Below are 17,696 nucleotides of genomic sequence, written 5' to 3' on the forward strand. Positions count from 1 at the left end.
ATAATGAAAAGGAGAATAGAATGATCAATATAAAAAAGAATATAAAGAAACTCGGCGCAGGACTTATGGCTAGTCTCTGCGCTTTTTCTATGCTCAGCACATCAATGAGCACAGTTATTCCTGCAAAAGCAGCAATAACAACAGAAAATGCTGCATTTCCAACTTCTGATGAAATAATAGCTCAAGCCTCTACGTTGCTTGGTTCTCCATAAGAGAAGTAGAAATTAAATATCCACAGAAAAGAAATGAAACTGTTCCACCGTCTGAAGAAGAATATGAAGATTTTTCAGAAATGGAACCACCTGATATAAAGACTGGAGGAATGTAAATTGCTTGTATCCAGAAGGATATATGATTTAGGGTTACCGCATAGAGCTGTCAGCGTTTACTGTTATTTATGTGACAGAGCTAACAAGAACGGTGAATGTTATCCATCGGTACGAACTATAGCCAGTGATCTGAGCATATCCAAAAAAACTGTCTTCAGAGCGTTAAAAGATCTTGAATTAGCAGAAATGCTGAACAGGACCCATCGCTGGCGTACTCATGGAGGGCGAAGCACAAATCTATACAAACTGGAGGTGATGTGAATTGTTTGATTGGATAAGTGATGTCATAGATTATATAGGCGGAGGAATATCGTCCGCATGGGATAATACAGTAGGTGTTATTACTAGTGAAACTGCCAGAGTAATATATGATGCTATGTTCGATTGGGTATTCATAACCATATATGACGCTATCGCTTCCCTACAAAAACTCCATAAATGTATTGAACCAAATACAAGCAGGGGTGAGTTCACCGAGAAGATATTAAAACTGATTGTAATAGCGGTATTGATATTACTGCGTACAAAGACGAGTTACCTCCGCGAATACTGGTACAGGTAAAGAGTCAGGATAGTGATATCAAAGAAACAACAATTCAGTCCTTAAAGGGGGCTATGCGTGAAGGCGACTATGGCTTGTTTGTTACACTATCAAATTACACAAAAAAAGCAAAGCAGTATCTTGATAATACCCCGATTATTCGTGGAATTAATGGTACTGAACTTGTAGATCTTGTATTAAAATATTATGATAGCCTAAGCGAAAAATACAGAAAAATGATCCCATTAAAGATGGTATATATTCCAGTAATCAGTATCGTTTGAAAGACTATGACGAGTACGTTGATCATTAAATTGTTGAGGTGAAAAATGCAACACTATTTGCACTTCGCTCTAAGCACTACAATACGCAATGTAAATCTCTCTCTGCAACAGTATAATGTGCAGGCTTGAGATAACTGTACTATATTAGTTTGAAAAAATCAAGTTTTCATATCTTACTACGCTCACAGTTTCAAAAAACGTATACAATAGATTCAGTAATAGTCAATTAGATGAAAATATAGTTTGTATTTGTACTCAAAAATAGACAATCCATATTGATTTTTAATGTTTTCTATGTTATAATCAAAAATGAGGAGGTGTAAGCATGAAATACAAAAAGTTTAAGCTTTTTAGTAAAAGCAACAAAATTGAAACTATTTTTTATGACGAAACCTCTGAGTACTATTCTTTTTTGAAAAATCAATTTGATCAAGGATATCGACAAGTAATTATTTCTACATCTTTGATCATATCGTTGTTAAAAGAACTATCAACTCGCTATGGAATGCAGGTCTACAAAATAGAATTCAATGAAGATGATGAAGAACTCACCGAGGAAATGCTCCAACTTATTCAATCAATTCAAAAGAATCCAGCTTACATCTGCTTATTGTGTGAGCGACTTGAGTTCCTATCAGATGATTCTTCTATCGATATCAGTAGGATTTCTTTTAAAGGTAAAATAGAAACAATACATGTTGATATAAAAATACAATCAAATGGTATTGTTATAATTAATGAAGAAGCTAATAATATTGTTGATAGTATAATTAAGCCAATGGTAGAGCGAGGGGTATTCGGATGATTTCAAATACTCTGAGATTTCTATCTAAACTGTTAAAGGTTTTAATGCCGTTTTTGAGTGCATTTGTCGGAATAAAGCTTTTTTATACTTATAATATCTTTGAAAAGCTTATTTCTGATCCGGACATAGCAAATGATGTTGGTATTTCTGTTTATTTTGCTTCATCAGAGATAGTGCTAAATTGTATAGCAAACTTTTTTGAAACAAGAATAAAAAAACAAAGAATAGAAGTTGTTTTTTACCGAGGAAAAGAAAATCCCAGTATTATGAATACTCCAACTTTAAGGATTAATGGTACAACTCCAGAAAGAATTAGAGTTGATATCAGTGTATCAGCTTATCAGAGCAAATGCAAAGACCTGAGGATTATAAGTTCTGCATCACCGTTTTACACTATGCAATTATCCAACCCAAGTAATGTTGCAGGAATTGATTCCAATGGAAATTTTGTTGTTTACATAGACAAAATGTTTAATGCACAAGCTGCAATTAATACAAAAATCAGTTTGGACATAATGTTTATCAAAAATCAAGACGTTCAAGTCAAATCCGAATTATGTTGTGAATTGAATAAAAACAAACTTTTTACTGAGTTTACCTCTAATAAAGCAATAATAGAAATAAGGTGAAATATGTGTCAACCACAAAATGGAAAGATAATAAAACATCTGACATTAACGAAGCAATTTCTTTACTCACTGATGAAATTCCTGATGATGATAACGATAATGGAATATCGAGAAGAAATTGGAGAATAGAAAAGTGTTTTCAAGACAATTTGATGGCCTCATTCCTAAAAACAGCCGTAGAATATAATCTAATAAGTTTTTCATATGACAGAGTTTCAAATACTGGTTCAGAGGAGAATATCGTACCTCAATCTGGGTTTATTGTAGTATATACAACTGGTACAGGTGTCAACTACATTATCAACAAGAAATCCGATGCTAAATTAGTTTTGAGAAAAATGCTTTCATATAGTGGAAAAAATGAATTAGATAATAGCACATTTAATCTGAACAGTGATTTCTTTTTATGGTTAGTAAATAGACTTTATTATACTAATAACAAAATTGATGTTAACGAAGATGAATTATGCATTAATGCAATAAAAGGGTTTAAAGGTGATACAGAAGATAGTCAAACTAAACTGTCTGCTTCAGGAGAATCAGTAATGAATGTTATAAGTGCATTGTCATTCTTCCTAGAAAGTAAGCAATTGAAAAACGTCGAAATTGAATTAAGCTACGGAAGTCACACTAAAATTGATGTTAGCATTAAAAGTAATGTCTTAGATGTAAATCTTTTATCGTATATAGGCGAGTTTGATAAAGATGCACATGAGGAAATGAAAGCTAAACTAAACTTATTGGTCTTTTTGGAAATCATTCCATTATTAATTCAGGAGTATCAAACTGACAAAGAAAACGATGAATGGAATAATAAGTGTTATCTTGATTTTATCTCTGATATCGCTGATACAATAGCAGAAAAAATTGAGAGAAAAAAAGAATCCTTACAAGAAAACACACCTGAAATTGCTTCTGATAGTGTTAACTAATTGCTTTTATAAATGCATCGTTCGAATAAGGAAAAAGCTAGGCAACCCAATTGGGTTGCCTTTCTTGTCATATATTGTTATACATAAATAAGGCTCTCACAGCCGAAACTGTGAGAGCTCTATTTGTTTATTCAGATAAACACATTAACGTGAATATCACGCCAACTTAGTATCCTACGCTTCGTAGACTTTGCGTAAAGGTATTCTTTAGCATCGTCCAGATTCAGCGTAAAATAGCCGATCTGAGTATATTTTGGAATTACTTTCCTTCGTTGATTGCAGCCTGTGTAGCAACCAGTGAAGAAGTAAGTATCATATCGCTATCTACACCATAGAGCTGCACGGTAAGAACGTAATTTTTTAGTTGTATTATTACTGGCCGCCCACTGGGCGGTTCGGCTGTTATACAGTGATTTTTATATTATACCCATTTACTTCTGTGCTTAGATGTGGTATAATATAAGCACCAAAATGTGGTTAAGCTCGTCTCCGTAGAAGCAGAAATAGTTTGCATATAATTTAATATTATGGATAAATATACAGTTCCGTTTTTGTACGCTATTTGTACGCTATTGTTAAGAAAAAGCACTAAAAAACAGAAAAAAGCGTTTTCCGTAAATTGCTTCAAAATTGCGTAATATAGGCAAAATCGCACAATCACAAGAAGCAGGAAAACGTCTGTTTTGACTTTCAATTCCCGTACGGGTCACTTCTGTAAGAGCTCGGAAACAGCGTAATATCGCCGTTTCCGAGTTTTGCTTTTTATGTGAAAATGCAATTTGTTCTTTGTTTGTTCTTTATTTCAAAAAACGTCGTTTTCCGAGCCGGAGGTTATTCACCTTCCGGCTCTTTTTTACTGCCTGAAAAATCAAGTGCTGCACTGACCGCTTCGGAGACTTTCGCCTGTGCTTCTTCCAACATATGACAGTAGATATTACTTGTTGTAGAAACTGTCGAATGTCCTAACGCTCCCGAAACAGTCACTATGTCCACACCATGATTGACGAGAAGCGAAGCGAACAAATGTCTGAAACTATGTAAGCCATAGAACGGAAGATCGTGCTTCTCACAGAATTCACCGAGCCAGAAGTATGGAGTGCCGTTTTGCATGGGCAGTCCGTTCCACTTGGTGTAGAGCCTGTCAGTCTCAACCCACTTGTCACCGCATTTGAGAGCCTGCATATCCTGTTCGTCCTTGTACTCACGGAGCATATCCATTATCTCCTGCGGAAATTTCAGCGTTCTCTGGGACTTCTTCGTTTTGGTGGTACAGATAAACGTAGTGGATAGTCATTTCGGAGAGCACTTTCTTTGTGTTGTGATCCATACAAATGATAAACACCGTCTGTATGCAAGCAGGCGGTGTTTTTGTTTTCATAATACAAGGAAAGGAGTTGCTCACGATGCCAATTATCGATGTAAAGGCAACAGGTAATAATATCAAAAATATCATAAAATCCAAAGGTTTCAAAATATCCGATGTTCAGGCAAGATGCGGTTTCAATACACCGCAGGCTATACAGTCGGAGCTTTTTTTATGACTTCATGTATTTTTTTGTGATATGCGAAGCTGTATTGCTGCACAGGCTATAGATGAAAGAACGCCTATTATAGCTCCTGCGGAGACATCGCTCAGGTAATGCGCTCCGAGTAACATTCTTGTGAACATTATGATGATACAGAAAATAAAGCCTGCAACGAAAAGCTGCATCTGCTTATTTTTCAGCTTAGGAAACAGCCATGCAAGAGAGGGAAATATGCACGTTGACAGGCTGCTGAATATACTGTGGCCGCTGGGAAAGGAGCGGAATTCGTCGGCATTGATACCGTATGCAGCAACGTATTTCTCAGCGCCTGTAAACGGTTTGTACCACGGAACAAATGTTATCCCCTCATATCCGAGGACTGCGGTGCGGTATCGCGGACGGTCAAAAAAGTTTTTCATCACCTGCATGGATATAAATGCGAAAAGCAGCACAATGAAAAGTCCGAATATTCTTTGTGTAAGCAGCTTGTCATCTGATTTTTTTGCGTAAAAATATCCTATAAAAAACAGGGGATATTCAAGTATTGCACTGATTATTATTATCACGGGAAGATTTCCGATGAATGACGGAAATATTTCTCCTAAGTTGTTTCTTGATGCAAGGGTTTTTCCGCCGTTGAATCCTAAGAATAACGCTGTAAGAATAAAAAAGGTGCATATAACCATTTTGAACTGCTTGCTTTTTGACGAATGAAGGGTCCGTTCGTAAAGGGCTCCGTAAAACAGTACCTGTACCGCATATATAGGGTAGACCCCTGTTGACGTTATGACCTTAATAAAAGTATTATCTGGAGAGAAAAGCGTTTCCGCCGCAGCCCTGTCGCAGAATGTTCCCGTCAGGAACAATAAGATAAGTAAAAGCAGAGCAGCTATGAGCAGCTTTATCATCTTCCTGTATTTATTTGTATCGTTGATCGCTTTTTGTGTCATTATCGGTACTGATTTCCTTTCCTGTTGCTGCTTCACAAAGCAGCTGAATGATATAGCTCCTTAATTTTAGCATACAGCTATGTATTAGTCAAGTCAGCGTTTCGTAAGTATTTACCCTGTTACAAAGATATTTTTGTGACAAATTATATATTTTCGCGTTGACTATGTTTGAAAAATGTGCTATATTATAAGTGCTATGATAAAGAGAGGAGGGTTCTTATGAAACCAAACAAGTTTTTTGCGGCAGTTACAGCTATAATGCTTGCCGCAGCAAATTCAGCAATTCTTACACCAACATTTTGTGCAACGGCAGAAGAGGGAACGTCTGTTGACATGTTTTGGGGCTCAGGAGAATGCACTGTGACCATATCCGTTGTGGATATCGACACAGGCAAAAACATTGAGGGAGTTGAGCTCTGGTTTGAGCAAAATCCCCATGGTACAGGGTTGGGATCCGGGCCGTGGAATACATCTGACGAACCTGTTAAGACCTTTGAAGGCCTTGATGAAAACTACCTGTACGCTATCCATTTCAGTGATACTCCGGAAGAATACGATCTCCCTTCTGAAATGGATTTCAGGTTTGATAATGAGGGAGAGAACAAGGAAATAGTCATCAGAGGCGTTCCGAAAAATGCCAAAAGGGGCGTACGCTTTTTCGCAGATAACTGGACAAACGCCGTTCCTTCGGAAGATGGCAGATATATGGCGGGGACAAAGGAGTATAATGATTTCCTGTATGCATATGTATATGATGAGGACGGTAAACGCTTTACATCTAAGTCACTGGGCTGGGGCGTATATGATATGTATCTTCCTGACGGCAAGTACAAGATAAAAGTAGTTCCAAGTGACAGCGATTATGAGGTGATAACCGAGGATTTAGATATCGCAAAGACCGCTATGGATATGGAGTTCATAAAAGATTATCTGGAATTTCCCGATAAGGACGGTTTTATGGATATCGAGGTAGTAGGCGGAAAGCTTACGAAGGAAATCACATATTATATACGTATGAAGCCTGAGGTGGTTGAATATACCAAGGACGGCTGTAAGGTAAATGTATCTATAGTTGATATGTATACAAACAAGCCTGTAGAGGGCGTAAAGGTAAAGTTCATAACCGATATCTTCACCGCGAAGGGCAAAAAAATCGACGAGTGGGATACAACAGATGAGCCCGTAAAACATATTAAGGACTTAGCTGCTCTCCGGTGGTATTCAGTTGAAATAGTGGATATGCCTGAGGGATATCATATTGATAAGAGTACTTCTTTCAATTTTTCAAAGCTTGGCGATACAAAAGATATTGTGATAAGGGCAGTTCCGATCGAAGAGGATAAGAAGCCAAATATAGACATAACCGTTTATGACTGGACAGATCTTGTTGTGGATCCCGCAGACGGAACCTATGAGGGCTACAGGGTAATGGATCAGTGCGAGTATACTCTGCAAGTATATACCGATGAGTACGGAAGCTTTGATGCTACAGCAAGAGATATCCACTTACCTGACGGAAAATATAGTTACCAGGTATTTTTCGGCAAAAATGATTATATGCAAGTTGATGAACAGGGATATAAGGCAAGAGCGGTACGCAAGATATTCGGAAAGGATTTCGTTATCCCTAAAGAAGATGAAGCTTTATCACTTGAGATAAAGGACGGCGTTACTGTAGGTCAGCCTTGTCTGTTCGTTGAAAGCTGGAACAAGTCAAAAACTAACTGTACACTTGATCTTAAAGTGATTGACGGTGTAACAGGAAAGCCTTTTAATGGTGCAGAGTATAGAGTAGTTCGTCTTACAGAGGAGAATGAGGAAAAGGCTGATGAGCTTGGCATTGAGGCTACCAACGGCGGTTTGATACCTGCGGAAGGATATGGAGTAGTGCCCGAGAGCGGAACAGTTACCGTTAATGGGCTTGAACCGTATGTAAAGTATGCTGTTATCGCCAATTCAGAAAATATGTCTATTATCAATCCTGCGCCCAGATTTATAACATTTGACAAGGACGGCGATAAAAAGGAAGTTACCTTGAAGCTTTACCATGTTAGTGAAACAGAGGGCTGTTCTGCGAAGATATCTGTGCTTGACGCAGAAACAGGCAAGTCCCCGTATACAAAATTCAAGGTAATGCGTATTCCTGAGGAGTATGCAGCAAAAGCAGAGGAACTCCATATATCCGATATAGAAAAGATAGGAGTAAAGTGTATAGAGGGTGATACCACTGCCGAAGCAGGTACTATTGAGGTAAATCTTGAACCGAATGCAACATATGCAGTTATACTTACTGATTTTGAAGAGAAATACACCGGTGTAACTCCGGTTATCGTGCGCTTTGATGGTACAGCTTTACAGAAAAAGGAAGTAAATATTACGCTCACACCTTTCTACTATATGAAGGGCGATGCTAACTGCGACGGTCAGGTTGATATGTCAGACGTTGTACTTATCATGCAGTCACTTGCAAATCCTGATAAGTACGGTGAAAACGGTACAGCAGAGCTTCACATTACCGAATATGGCAAGAAAAACGGAGATACAGACGGCGACGGACTTACAGTCGGCGACGCACAGCGCATACAGCTTTATCTCTTGAACAAGGTAGGCTCATTGAGTTAATAACAGAAAAAGCTCCGGCTATATTGCAATATAGTCGGAGCTTTTATTTTGAATTGATCTGTGTTAAATAAAAACTGTTTCACAGAATACAGTGTTCTTAATCAACAGGAAGGATAGGAAGGTCTATTGAGCCGTCGGGATTGACCTTTACATCGTTGTTTTCAGGCGTTACAGTCTCCTGGTCGGTTCGGGGGCTTCTGTTGCAGGGACGGTGGCTTCCTCTTTGCTCTCTTCTTTTTCACTTGTTTTTTCTGTTGCCTGCGAAGTCACTGAGGTTGCTTTCTCGGACTGCTTTTCATCAGTTTTGCTCGTTGTGACTATTTCAGAAGTGGTTTTTTCAGTGCTGGTGATATTTTTTGCTGTTGTCACTTCTGTTGAAATAGCAGCAGAGGTTGTGACAGCCGCATCGGAAGGCTTGTTATTCTTATCTGTATTGCCGTTTCCGTCTTTACAGCCTGTCAGCAGCAGAGATGCTGCAAGAAAAATAGGTATAAGCTTTTTCATAATTCTCCTTTTACTGCAACAGGCAGCCTCATTAGCCTCGATACTCATATAGGAGTTATGCACTGATTATTGAGAGAACCCCCTTTTGAAAAAGGGCGGGGGAAAGCCTTTCTTCAGAAAGGTTTCCCCCGATAAATAGTATAAGTTTCTATATTAGTATCACGGTTATTCAAGTGGATGCGTGGAGACGCTGTTCCTACCATTGACAACTTGATTATACTTGCGGATATGTTTGATGTGCCTATAGATAATATAATAATCGTCACCCGTATTTAAGTGACGATATATGGCGGATTCGTCTAACAGATCAGGACAAGAGGCTTTCAATCTCTAAATAGTGGGTTCGATCCCCCTATCCGTCACCACAAGCTCACTTTGTATGTAAGCGTTACTTTGCTTTCGCTTACGGATAATAATATATTTATGGTGGTCGTCGTCTAATGGAAGGACGTCAGATTGTGGCTCTGAAAATGAGAGTTCGATTCTCTTCGATTACCCCATATGGGCAAGTATGCATAGCGGCGATTGCAGCGGACTGTAAATCCGTGACTTTGATACACCGTAGGTTCGACTCCTACCTTGCCCACCAATAATAATCTCTGCCCGGTTTTGAGCGAAGACATATGGCGGATTTGTCTAACAGGTCAGGACAAGCGGCTCTCAACCTCTAAATGTCGGGTTCGAACACCACATCCGTCACCAGTGGTCGCATAAGCCTAACTGGTAAGGCAGCAGTTTGCTAAACTGTGAGTAATCGGAGCATTTCGGTGTCTGAGTTCAAATCTCAGTGCGACCACCACATATAATTGAACTGTTGCAAAAAACGCAACAGTTCACTCTTAAACGAGTTATCGCATATTTTGTGATAACTGAAAACAGCTCTTTTCAGCTGATTGACCTTTCCGTTCCAGTGTGGTATAATTATCTTATATTCTGCTTTGCTTAGGAGTGATACGATATGGCAGTCTACAGTATTTTGAAATTTGAAGATTTCTTTCAACCTCAAAAAGATGAGGAATATACAATAATTACATTTTTCGATAATATGATCAGAAGAGATTTTCTTTATATCTTACGTCTGATGGCAGACGGAAAAGGATGTATGCTCTGTGATTCTGTGGGTTACGATCTTCCTGATGAAGATGATGAAGAGAATGAGTTAAAGGACTGCATTGAAGTTTGGGAGGATTGTGGGGGTGATATAAATAGCTGTTGTCTTAGCTACACGCAGTTTATTGAACTCCTGGAAATTGCCGGCAGGATATGGTTGAATAATAATATGATAAAGAATAATTGCAGAGCCATTAACAAATTTGATGAAGAAACGATTAATCTGTTCCTGAATTCAATAAAAAAACGGTATTTAGGCTGAGAGATCGCAGTTTGCACTCTGCCTTCATCGGCGGTCAGTCTGTGGGTATTATAACCATCACCAACTTTCGTGCTTATATTATACCTGAAATAAGCACAATAGTCAAAGTCGGTTTTTACTTTTTTTAAACGTCAATTTTGTTCTTTATCAAACATGGCGAACTATGATTTTTGCATCGCAGGAAAGGCACGCTGAAACAAAATCTTGTTCTTTATTGGTGCAAAAAAGCAAGAAAAAATGGAAGATTTCAGTTTTTTCGAATTGCTCTGAAATGCCGTAATTTCGGTGTTTTCTCAATACTACGACAAGCTTAAAAAAACGGCTGGGGACTTTCAATTCCCGTACGGGTCACCATTTCTATTTTACAAAATAGATATTTCACAAAAAATCCCCGATTTTTCGGGGATTTTTTGCATTCTCAGGGTCAAAAAATTTTTTCAATTTTCATAGATATATTTTCTGAAAAACTCCGATGTTACGGGAAGTGAGCCCTTGAAATCATCATTTCAGACGATTTTGAAGCCGTTTCGGCATAAAAACGGCTTCAAAATCCATTGTTTATTTTTTACGAAGTTTTGTTGCGTTTCTTATTCAATATGCCAACTATATAATGATATAAAGGCTGAACTTTTTACTCGTTCAGCCTTTACTTTTTTAATAAGTATAATATCATAGCATTAAAATATCCTTCTAGAGGGTGAATAACTATGAATAATACCATTGGCTTTCATTTACCAAGTGAACCATATGGCTTCCTAAGCAACTGGTATATTGCTCCATTCACATTTGCTCATAAAGAATATTGTTGTATTGAACAGTATATGATGTTTCAAAAAGTTGCTTTGGGAAGAAGATATGATCTCGCAGAAAAAATAATGAATACCTCCGATCCGGCAACTATGAAAGAATATGCTAGCAAAGAATATTATGATAATTATTCAACAGTTGCTACTACATGGGAAAAAATCAGAAAAAATGTTGTAAAACGTGGTATTAGAGCCAAATTCCAACAAAACTCAGAATTATTAACACAATTGCTAAACACAGATAACGCTCTACTCGCCGAATGCTCTGCAAGCGATACCATATGGGGAATAGGCATCAATTTACATGATAAAAAATGGAAAGATATTGAAAACTGGCGTGGCAGTAATCTCCTTGGAATTATTTTGATGGAACTATCATCTTCTCCGCAGATACAAAAGCCTTCCAGATCAGACTTTACACGCTCTAATGTCTGAGCCTGCAAAACAACATTATTGGTTGTAAGTATCAGAAATGCAGGAAAGCCTAAATCAGCGGCTTTGCATAAGATACCAAACATCTGTCCTGTTTTGCCTGATTGAACATTTCCGAAAAGAAGTCCGATCTCATGACTTGTAAATGAAAATGTGCTGATATAGCTCTTTCCAATATCCTCTGCCGTTTTTGAGATAGACTCTGCGAGTTTCTCGTTTCCCCTCGCTATAATTTTGTTCAGGTAGGTTTTAAGATACTGCATATATTATTCCTCGTCTTTGGAAGAAATAAACTCAACGATCCATAGCGATTCATGGACGAAGCTCTAAACTTGACAATCCGCGCTATTAATGCTATCATTCTATGGTAAAATATTAAAAAACCTGAGGTGAATGTAATGAAAATCGGATTTATAGGTGCTGGGAAAGTCGGCTTTTCTCTGGGAAAATATTTTGCAGAAAACGGTTTGGAGATATCGGGATATTACAGCCGCTCGGAGAGTTCTGCCCTTGAGGCTGCCGTATTTACAGGCTCGGAGCTGTTTGTGTCCGCGGAGGAGCTTGTTTCCGCAAGTGACGCAGTTTTTCTCACAGTTCCCGACAGCGCCATAAAAGAGACTTACAGTGCCCTGCCAAAGGAGCTTCTTTGCGGCAGGCAGATATGCCATTGCAGCGGAGCGATGTCAGCGGAGGAAGCATTCACGAATGTAGCAGAATACAGTGCAAAAGGCACATCAATACACCCTCTTTTCCCAATAAGCAGCAAAACGGAGTCCTACAGGGAGCTCCACAATGCTTTTTTCTGCATAGAGGGCGGCTGTGCTGCGGAATGGAGCGCTATACTCTCGGATATGGGCAATCCTACGCGCATTATCCCAAGCGATATCAAGAGCCGATATCATGCGGCTTGTTCTGTTGCAAGCAACCTCGTCTGCGGACTTATGGCGGAAAGCGCAGAGCTCCTTGAACAGTGCGGATTTACTGAAGAAGAAGCTCTTTCAGCTCTTGAACCTCTTGCAATGAGCAATATGAAACGTATCTTCACAGTGGGACCGACTGCCGCCCTTACAGGTCCTGTGGAGCGCAACGACGTATCTACGGTTAAAAAGCATATCGCCTGCATAAACGGCGGGAATGACTCCGATATCTACAGAGCGGTCTCAAAAAAACTGACAGAAATGGCTAAGGAACGTCACCCACAGGCAGATTATACAGAAATGGAGAAGCTCCTTAGGTAATTGTCACCAAAGAGAAAACTCCTGTTCACATTTTATTCACATTTATATGTTATACTTCTTCTTGTATCTTATCCAGGCAATGGAAAGGTAACATCTTTTAAGGAGAAAATTGAATATGAAGAACACTGTTTCAACCCTTCTGAAGCAGAAGCAATCAGGTGACAAGATCACGATGCTTACTGCTTACGACTACACAACAGCGAAGATCATCGACGAGTGCGGCGTAAATGCCATACTTATCGGCGATTCACTGGGCATGGTAATGTTGGGCTACGAAAACACGCTCCCCGTGACTATGGAGGATATGATACATCATACCGCCGCAGTTTCAAGAGGTGCGGAAAACGCTTTCATCGTAGCCGATATGCCGTTCATGTCCTATCAGGTCAGTGTACAGGAGGCTGTTATCAATGCAGGCAGACTTATCAAAGAGGGCGGCGCCAATGCTGTAAAGCTTGAAGGCGGAGCCGAGGTCTGCGAGCAGATAAGAGCTATCGTGAATGCGTCCATTCCTGTTGTTGCACATCTGGGACTTACTCCACAGTCTGTAAATGCCTTCGGCGGCTTCAAGGTACAGGGCAAGAGCCTTGACAAGGCAAGAAAGCTCATTGACGACGCGCTGAAGATACAAGAGGCAGGCGCTTGTGCAGTAGTTTTAGAGGGTATCCCCGCAAAGCTTGCGGATATCATCACAAGGAAGCTCTTTATCCCGACTATCGGTATCGGCGCAGGAAAAGGCTGCGACGGACAGGTACTGGTATATCAGGATATGCTTGGACTTACTACAGGTCATACCGCTAAATTCGTAAAGCGGTTCGCTGATGTGGGCTCGGTGATGCGTCAGGGTATCGCTGATTATATCAGTGAGACCAAAGAGGGAGCATTCCCTGCCGAGGAGCATACCTACGCTATTGAAGATGATGTTATCGAACAGCTTATGAGGGAGGAAAAGTGAAATGAGAGTAGTTAAAACCATAGATGAAGTCCGCACACAGGTAAAGGAATGGAGAGCACAGGGACTCACCGTGGGACTTGTCCCTACAATGGGCTATCTCCATGAGGGACACGCAAGCCTTATCGACGCTTCTCACAGAGATAATGACAGAACTGTGGTGTCCGATTTTGTAAATCCGATGCAGTTCGGCCCAACAGAGGATCTTGAAAGCTATCCCCGTGATATCGACCGCGACGCAAAGCTCGTTGAAGAACATGGCGGTGATATCATTTTCAATCCCGAGCCCTCCGAGATGTACCATGAGGGCTTCTCTTCTTTCGTTGATATGACCGTGCTCACACAGGAGCTCTGCGGTCTTAGTCGTCCCGTTCATTTCCGCGGCGTATGCACAGTAATATCCAAGCTTTTCAATATCGTAAAGCCCGACCGTGCATATTTCGGCAAGAAAGACGCACAGCAACTTGCAGTTATCCGCCATATGGTCGACGACCTGAATATGGATATCGAAATAGTCGGCTGTCCTATCGTCCGTGAAGCAGACGGACTTGCAAAGAGCTCACGCAACACCTACCTTAACGAAGCTGAAAGAAAAGCTGCACTTGTACTCTCTAAGGCAGTATTTCTTGGCATGGATATGGTCAGAAAGGGCGAAAAAGACTGCTCTGCAATAATCGGAGCTATGAAAAAGCTCATAGAAGCCGAGCCTCTCGCACATATCGACTACGTTAAGATAGTCGACTGTGCAACAATGCAGCAGATAAAGGCTCTCGACCGTCCTGCGCTATGCGCTATGGCTGTATATATCGGCAAAACACGCCTTATCGACAACTTCTTCACCGAAGACGTATAAGGAGGCTGCTATGGAAATATCAATGCTCAAAAGCAAAATACACCGCGCCGTTATCACTCAGGCGGAGCTCAACTATGTTGGCAGCGTCACTATCGACGAAGAGCTCATGGAAGCCGCAGGGCTTTATGAATACGAGCGCGTACATATATCAAACGTAAACAGCGGAAGTCGTATTGAGACCTACGTTATCGCAGGCGAACGCGGAAGCGGAGTTATCTGTCTCAATGGTGCAGCTGCTCGTTCAGGACAAAAAGGCGACCATGTTATCATAATGGCATATGCGAATATGGCTCCCGATGAAATAAAAACTCACCGTCCAAAAGTAGTCTTTGTAGGCGATAAGAATAAAATAGTAAGGGTAGCCGACTACGAAAAGCACGGAGAACTTAAATAACAACTTATCGCTGTACATCTTCAGCGATAAGTTATTGGCTTTATGGCTGCCTGATACAATAACGAAAATGGAACTGTTATAAAACAGTTCCAACTAAAAAATTTGTTTATTCTAAAATGGTAAACAGCCATGCGGTTTGGTCTTTATTTGGTACTTATTATCACTAAAAACGACTCAAAACGACCAGATTTCAGCAGAAGTCAATTAGCATTATTCTGCGAAATACAGGCATTTATCAGACATCGCCAAAATCTGCAAAAAGTCAAGACCTCATTTCAATTCCCGTACGGGTCACCAAACCATATGCTCGGAAACAGCGTAATATCGCCGTTTCCGAGTTTTGCTTTTTATGCGAAAATGCCATTTGTTCTTTGTTTGTTTTTTATTTCAAAAAACGTCGTTTTCAGAGCCGGAGGTCATGCACCTCTCGGCTCTTTTCTGTTGCCTGAAAAATCAAGTGCTGAGCTGACTGCTTCGGAGACTTTTGCCCTTGCTTCATCAAGCATATGACAGTACACTCACACTTAAAGATACTATCGTTGATCTCGGCTACACAAATGACTACGATATAGAGCCGCACTACAATACCGACATATACAAGAAGGCTCTCGACAGTATTTTAGCTGAGGGTTCAGATGACATTTACAAGTCATTGGAAGATCATTTCAACGAATTTGAATAATGCTCATTGTGAAACGGCACCGCAGGCATATTGCTTGCGGTGCTGTTTCTTTAAAGATATGATCTCGCTAAAATCTAATCCGACATTATATAACGGGAACGGCTTATGCAGCTGTTCCCGTTCCTGTTTTGAGGAAATATTTGGTACTTGACATAAGTCAAAAACAGTGATATAATTGACATAAGTCAGAAAGGAGATGTACCTATGCCCAGACCTCAGAAGTCGCGCCGTATATGCTGTTACCCCGATTACTGGAGCTTTGCGCCAGAGCATGATACTGCAAACGATACGGTAACAATGTCCCTTGACGAGTTTGAGACCATACGTCTGATAGACTATCAGGGAAAAACTCAGGAGCAGTGCGCCGCCGAGATGAACGTCGCAAGAACTACCGTCACGGCGATTTACGACAGCGCAAGAAAGAAACTGGCTGCTGCACTGGTGGAGGGCAGACGCATCGTCATTTCGGGCGGTAATTACACCCTTGACAACACTATCTCAGCGGAGATAACTCAGAAAGGAAGCAAAATTATGAGAATCGCAGTCACCTATGAAAACGGACAGATATTCCAGCATTTCGGCAGAACAGAGCAGTTCAAGCTCTATGACATTGCCGACGGAAAGATAATAAACGAGCAGGTCGTAGGCACGAACGGCGCAGGTCACGGCGCTCTTGCAGGTTTCCTCAAGAATGCACAGGCTGACGTGCTTATCTGCGGAGGCATCGGCGGAGGCGCACAGATGGCTATGCAGGAGGCAGGTATCGCTCTCTACGGCGGAAATGTGGGAAGTGCCGATGAAGCTGTAAAGGCTTTCCTTGCACAGACGCTTGCACAGAATTCAAATCCCACCTGCGACCACCACCACGAACACGGCGAAGGTCATTCCTGCGGAGACCACGGCTGCGGCAGTCACTCCTGCGGTAATCACTGATGAAGATGATCACCCTTGTGGAGAATACTTCCGCAAACGAAAGCTGTATCGCCGAGCACGGTCTTTCTATCTACATCGAGACCGAAAAGCACAGACTGCTCCTCGATACGGGACAGACTGACGCAGTTGTGAAGAATGCGGAAGCCCTCGGCGTAGACCTGACAACTGTTGATACGGTCATACTCAGCCACGGTCATTACGACCACTCGGGAGGTATCCTGCCCTTTGCAAAGCTGAATCCCAACGCAGGGATAATCATGCAAAAGTCCGCCGCAGAACCCCACTACAACGGTGAACGCTACATCGGCATTGATACGGATATTCTCAAACTGCCGAATGTTCAGCTCATTGACGGCGATGTGCGGCTTGACGACGAGCTGTTCCTGTTCAGCGGAGTTACAGGCAGAAGGTGCTATCCGCAGGGCAACAGAAAGCTGTCCTGTATACGTAACGGCGAAAAAGCCGAGGACGATTTCGCCCATGAGCAGTGCCTTGTTATCACACAGAACGAAAAACGCTGGCTGCTGTCTGGCTGCGCCCACAACGGAATACTCAATATCCTTGACCGATACAGGGAGCTTTTCGGCAGCGAGCCCGACTATGTTCTCAGCGGATTCCACATGATGAAGCGGGAGGGCGAGCACACCGAGGACGAAAAGGCTGTCATAGTTCAGACGGCTCGGGAGCTTGCAAAGCTGAACACCGTTTTTTACAGCGGACACTGCACAGGCGAGCCTGCCTTTGAGCTGATGAAAGGGATAATGGGCGAAAAGCTCATCGCCCTGCACAGCGGCGGACAAGTGATATAAAAACGGGAACTGTTCGGAAAGACGCCCGTATAAAAGTTTTGCCCCTGAGTGTTACAAAACGCTCAGGGGCATTATTTTTTATTCTGATGACAGCTCATATACT

22 protein-coding genes and 5 tRNA genes are annotated in these 17,696 nt (G+C 41.0%); 23 read left to right on the top strand and 4 right to left on the bottom strand.

Features of this window, described 5'->3' with window-relative positions; all coding sequences use genetic code 11:
- The first annotated feature begins 20 nt into the window (after positions 1 to 20).
- The 7 genes from T497_RS0100250 to T497_RS0100275 all read left to right on the top strand — a co-directional run bounded on the left by T497_RS0100250 (position 21) and on the right by T497_RS0100275 (position 3,520).
- Positions 21 to 212 carry a hypothetical protein gene (locus T497_RS0100250; RefSeq protein WP_028513890.1) on the top strand — a complete coding sequence of 64 codons (192 nt, stop codon included), beginning with the start codon at positions 21 to 23 and terminating at the stop codon, positions 210 to 212.
- Between the two features lie 117 nt (positions 213 to 329).
- The gene (locus T497_RS17855; protein WP_080693248.1) at positions 330 to 590 is read left to right on the top strand and encodes a helix-turn-helix domain-containing protein; all 261 of its coding nucleotides are present in this window, start codon (positions 330 to 332) and stop codon (positions 588 to 590) included.
- Between the two features lies 1 nt (position 591).
- Complete coding sequence (locus T497_RS0100255) at positions 592 to 891, top strand: hypothetical protein (protein ID WP_028513891.1); 300 nt, start codon at positions 592 to 594, stop codon at positions 889 to 891.
- A complete protein-coding gene (locus T497_RS17860) occupies positions 879 to 1,154 on the top strand; it encodes a restriction endonuclease (RefSeq protein ID WP_242839952.1) in 276 nt (91 codons plus the stop codon). Before T497_RS0100255 ends, T497_RS17860 begins: the two co-directional genes overlap by 13 nt.
- A 325-nt stretch (positions 1,155 to 1,479) precedes the next feature.
- On the top strand, positions 1,480 to 1,959 hold the full coding sequence (locus tag T497_RS0100265) for a hypothetical protein (protein WP_028513893.1): 480 nt from the start codon (positions 1,480 to 1,482) through the stop codon (positions 1,957 to 1,959).
- A complete protein-coding gene (locus tag T497_RS0100270; RefSeq protein WP_028513894.1) occupies positions 1,956 to 2,588 on the top strand; it encodes a hypothetical protein in 633 nt (210 codons plus the stop codon). The genes T497_RS0100265 and T497_RS0100270 overlap by 4 nt, the downstream gene beginning before the upstream one ends.
- A 5-nt stretch (positions 2,589 to 2,593) precedes the next feature.
- Positions 2,594 to 3,520, top strand: a complete 927-nt coding sequence (locus tag T497_RS0100275; RefSeq protein WP_028513895.1) for a hypothetical protein — start codon at positions 2,594 to 2,596, stop codon at positions 3,518 to 3,520.
- A gap of 831 nt (positions 3,521 to 4,351) precedes the next feature.
- Here T497_RS0100275 and T497_RS15315 read toward each other — a convergent pair.
- The gene (locus T497_RS15315) at positions 4,352 to 4,738 is read right to left on the bottom strand and encodes a tyrosine-type recombinase/integrase (protein ID WP_431602416.1); all 387 of its coding nucleotides are present in this window, start codon (positions 4,736 to 4,738) and stop codon (positions 4,352 to 4,354) included.
- Entirely contained in the window at positions 4,722 to 4,847 is a 126-nt protein-coding gene (locus tag T497_RS19000) for a hypothetical protein (RefSeq protein ID WP_431602417.1), read from the bottom strand. Before T497_RS19000 ends, T497_RS15315 begins: the two co-directional genes overlap by 17 nt.
- A 76-nt stretch (positions 4,848 to 4,923) precedes the next feature.
- Between T497_RS19000 and T497_RS15320 the strand changes: the two genes are divergently transcribed.
- Positions 4,924 to 5,061: a hypothetical protein gene (locus T497_RS15320; protein WP_242836481.1), complete on the top strand. Its 138-nt coding sequence runs from the start codon at positions 4,924 to 4,926 to the stop codon at positions 5,059 to 5,061.
- Between the two features lie 2 nt (positions 5,062 to 5,063).
- Here the strand turns inward: T497_RS15320 and T497_RS0100290 are convergent, their stop codons facing one another.
- Complete coding sequence (locus T497_RS0100290) at positions 5,064 to 5,996, bottom strand: phosphatase PAP2 family protein (RefSeq protein ID WP_024859461.1); 933 nt, start codon at positions 5,994 to 5,996, stop codon at positions 5,064 to 5,066.
- Between the two features lie 219 nt (positions 5,997 to 6,215).
- Between T497_RS0100290 and T497_RS0100295 the strand changes: the two genes are divergently transcribed.
- Positions 6,216 to 8,618: a dockerin type I repeat-containing protein gene (locus T497_RS0100295; RefSeq protein WP_028513896.1), complete on the top strand. Its 2,403-nt coding sequence runs from the start codon at positions 6,216 to 6,218 to the stop codon at positions 8,616 to 8,618.
- Between the two features lie 168 nt (positions 8,619 to 8,786).
- On the opposite strand, the gene T497_RS0100300 is transcribed toward T497_RS0100295, so the two are convergent.
- On the bottom strand, positions 8,787 to 9,122 hold the full coding sequence (locus T497_RS0100300) for a hypothetical protein (RefSeq protein ID WP_028513897.1): 336 nt from the start codon (positions 9,120 to 9,122) through the stop codon (positions 8,787 to 8,789).
- Between the two features lie 288 nt (positions 9,123 to 9,410).
- Here T497_RS0100300 and T497_RS0100305 point away from each other — a divergent pair.
- The 14 genes from T497_RS0100305 to T497_RS0100370 all read left to right on the top strand — a co-directional run bounded on the left by T497_RS0100305 (position 9,411) and on the right by T497_RS0100370 (position 17,593).
- A tRNA-Glu gene (locus T497_RS0100305) sits at positions 9,411 to 9,487 on the top strand.
- Between the two features lie 61 nt (positions 9,488 to 9,548).
- Positions 9,549 to 9,622, top strand: a tRNA-His gene (locus T497_RS0100310).
- A gap of 3 nt (positions 9,623 to 9,625) precedes the next feature.
- Positions 9,626 to 9,711: transfer RNA gene (locus tag T497_RS0100315), tRNA-Tyr, on the top strand.
- A gap of 36 nt (positions 9,712 to 9,747) precedes the next feature.
- Positions 9,748 to 9,824 (top strand) — tRNA-Glu (locus T497_RS0100320).
- A gap of 2 nt (positions 9,825 to 9,826) precedes the next feature.
- Positions 9,827 to 9,921 (top strand) — tRNA-Ser (locus T497_RS0100325).
- Positions 9,922 to 10,080: 159 nt separating this feature from the next.
- A complete protein-coding gene (locus T497_RS0100330) occupies positions 10,081 to 10,494 on the top strand; it encodes a hypothetical protein (RefSeq protein ID WP_028513898.1) in 414 nt (137 codons plus the stop codon).
- A 707-nt stretch (positions 10,495 to 11,201) separates the two neighbouring features.
- Positions 11,202 to 11,735 carry an NADAR family protein gene (locus T497_RS15325; protein WP_051530389.1) on the top strand — a complete coding sequence of 178 codons (534 nt, stop codon included), beginning with the start codon at positions 11,202 to 11,204 and terminating at the stop codon, positions 11,733 to 11,735.
- A 386-nt stretch (positions 11,736 to 12,121) separates the two neighbouring features.
- Positions 12,122 to 12,970 carry a Rossmann-like and DUF2520 domain-containing protein gene (locus tag T497_RS0100340; RefSeq protein ID WP_278244723.1) on the top strand — a complete coding sequence of 283 codons (849 nt, stop codon included), beginning with the start codon at positions 12,122 to 12,124 and terminating at the stop codon, positions 12,968 to 12,970.
- 115 nt (positions 12,971 to 13,085) lie between these two features.
- Positions 13,086 to 13,925 carry a 3-methyl-2-oxobutanoate hydroxymethyltransferase gene (panB, locus tag T497_RS0100345; protein ID WP_024859354.1) on the top strand — a complete coding sequence of 280 codons (840 nt, stop codon included), beginning with the start codon at positions 13,086 to 13,088 and terminating at the stop codon, positions 13,923 to 13,925.
- Position 13,926: 1 nt separating this feature from the next.
- Positions 13,927 to 14,775 carry a pantoate--beta-alanine ligase gene (gene panC / locus T497_RS0100350; protein WP_028513900.1) on the top strand — a complete coding sequence of 283 codons (849 nt, stop codon included), beginning with the start codon at positions 13,927 to 13,929 and terminating at the stop codon, positions 14,773 to 14,775.
- A 10-nt stretch (positions 14,776 to 14,785) separates the two neighbouring features.
- Positions 14,786 to 15,169, top strand: a complete 384-nt coding sequence (gene panD, locus T497_RS0100355; protein ID WP_028513901.1) for an aspartate 1-decarboxylase — start codon at positions 14,786 to 14,788, stop codon at positions 15,167 to 15,169.
- A gap of 490 nt (positions 15,170 to 15,659) precedes the next feature.
- Positions 15,660 to 15,851, top strand: coding sequence for a hypothetical protein (locus T497_RS0100360; protein WP_028513902.1), 192 nt, complete (start codon positions 15,660 to 15,662; stop codon positions 15,849 to 15,851).
- A gap of 204 nt (positions 15,852 to 16,055) precedes the next feature.
- On the top strand, positions 16,056 to 16,784 hold the full coding sequence (locus T497_RS0100365) for a DUF134 domain-containing protein (protein ID WP_028513903.1): 729 nt from the start codon (positions 16,056 to 16,058) through the stop codon (positions 16,782 to 16,784).
- Positions 16,784 to 17,593, top strand: coding sequence for an MBL fold metallo-hydrolase (locus tag T497_RS0100370; RefSeq protein ID WP_028513904.1), 810 nt, complete (start codon positions 16,784 to 16,786; stop codon positions 17,591 to 17,593). The genes T497_RS0100365 and T497_RS0100370 overlap by 1 nt, the downstream gene beginning before the upstream one ends.
- Positions 17,594 to 17,696: the final 103 nt, after the last annotated feature.

The organism is Ruminococcus flavefaciens MA2007 (genome assembly GCF_000621845.1).
Lineage (GTDB): Bacteria > Bacillota > Clostridia > Oscillospirales > Ruminococcaceae > Ruminococcus > Ruminococcus flavefaciens_E.

What these genes read in the sequence shown, in the direction of transcription:
- T497_RS0100250 (WP_028513890.1), top strand. Translation starts at nt 21, where the DNA reads ATGATCAATATAAAAAAGAATATAAAGAAACTCGGCGCAGGACTTATG.
- T497_RS0100265 (WP_028513893.1), top strand. Translation starts at nt 1,480, where the DNA reads ATGAAATACAAAAAGTTTAAGCTTTTTAGTAAAAGCAACAAAATTGAA.
- T497_RS0100270 (WP_028513894.1), top strand. Translation starts at nt 1,956, where the DNA reads ATGATTTCAAATACTCTGAGATTTCTATCTAAACTGTTAAAGGTTTTA.
- T497_RS15315 (WP_431602416.1), bottom strand. Translation starts at nt 4,738, where the DNA reads ATGGATATGCTCCGTGAGTACAAGGACGAACAGGATATGCAGGCTCTC.
- T497_RS19000 (WP_431602417.1), bottom strand. Translation starts at nt 4,847, where the DNA reads ATGGATCACAACACAAAGAAAGTGCTCTCCGAAATGACTATCCACTAC.
- T497_RS15320 (WP_242836481.1), top strand. Translation starts at nt 4,924, where the DNA reads ATGCCAATTATCGATGTAAAGGCAACAGGTAATAATATCAAAAATATC.
- T497_RS0100290 (WP_024859461.1), bottom strand. Translation starts at nt 5,996, where the DNA reads ATGACACAAAAAGCGATCAACGATACAAATAAATACAGGAAGATGATA.
- T497_RS0100295 (WP_028513896.1), top strand. Translation starts at nt 6,216, where the DNA reads ATGAAACCAAACAAGTTTTTTGCGGCAGTTACAGCTATAATGCTTGCC.
- T497_RS0100300 (WP_028513897.1), bottom strand. Translation starts at nt 9,122, where the DNA reads ATGAAAAAGCTTATACCTATTTTTCTTGCAGCATCTCTGCTGCTGACA.
- T497_RS0100330 (WP_028513898.1), top strand. Translation starts at nt 10,081, where the DNA reads ATGGCAGTCTACAGTATTTTGAAATTTGAAGATTTCTTTCAACCTCAA.
- T497_RS15325 (WP_051530389.1), top strand. Translation starts at nt 11,202, where the DNA reads ATGAATAATACCATTGGCTTTCATTTACCAAGTGAACCATATGGCTTC.
- panB (WP_024859354.1), top strand. Translation starts at nt 13,086, where the DNA reads ATGAAGAACACTGTTTCAACCCTTCTGAAGCAGAAGCAATCAGGTGAC.
- panC (WP_028513900.1), top strand. Translation starts at nt 13,927, where the DNA reads ATGAGAGTAGTTAAAACCATAGATGAAGTCCGCACACAGGTAAAGGAA.
- panD (WP_028513901.1), top strand. Translation starts at nt 14,786, where the DNA reads ATGGAAATATCAATGCTCAAAAGCAAAATACACCGCGCCGTTATCACT.
- T497_RS0100365 (WP_028513903.1), top strand. Translation starts at nt 16,056, where the DNA reads ATGCCCAGACCTCAGAAGTCGCGCCGTATATGCTGTTACCCCGATTAC.
- T497_RS0100370 (WP_028513904.1), top strand. Translation starts at nt 16,784, where the DNA reads ATGAAGATGATCACCCTTGTGGAGAATACTTCCGCAAACGAAAGCTGT.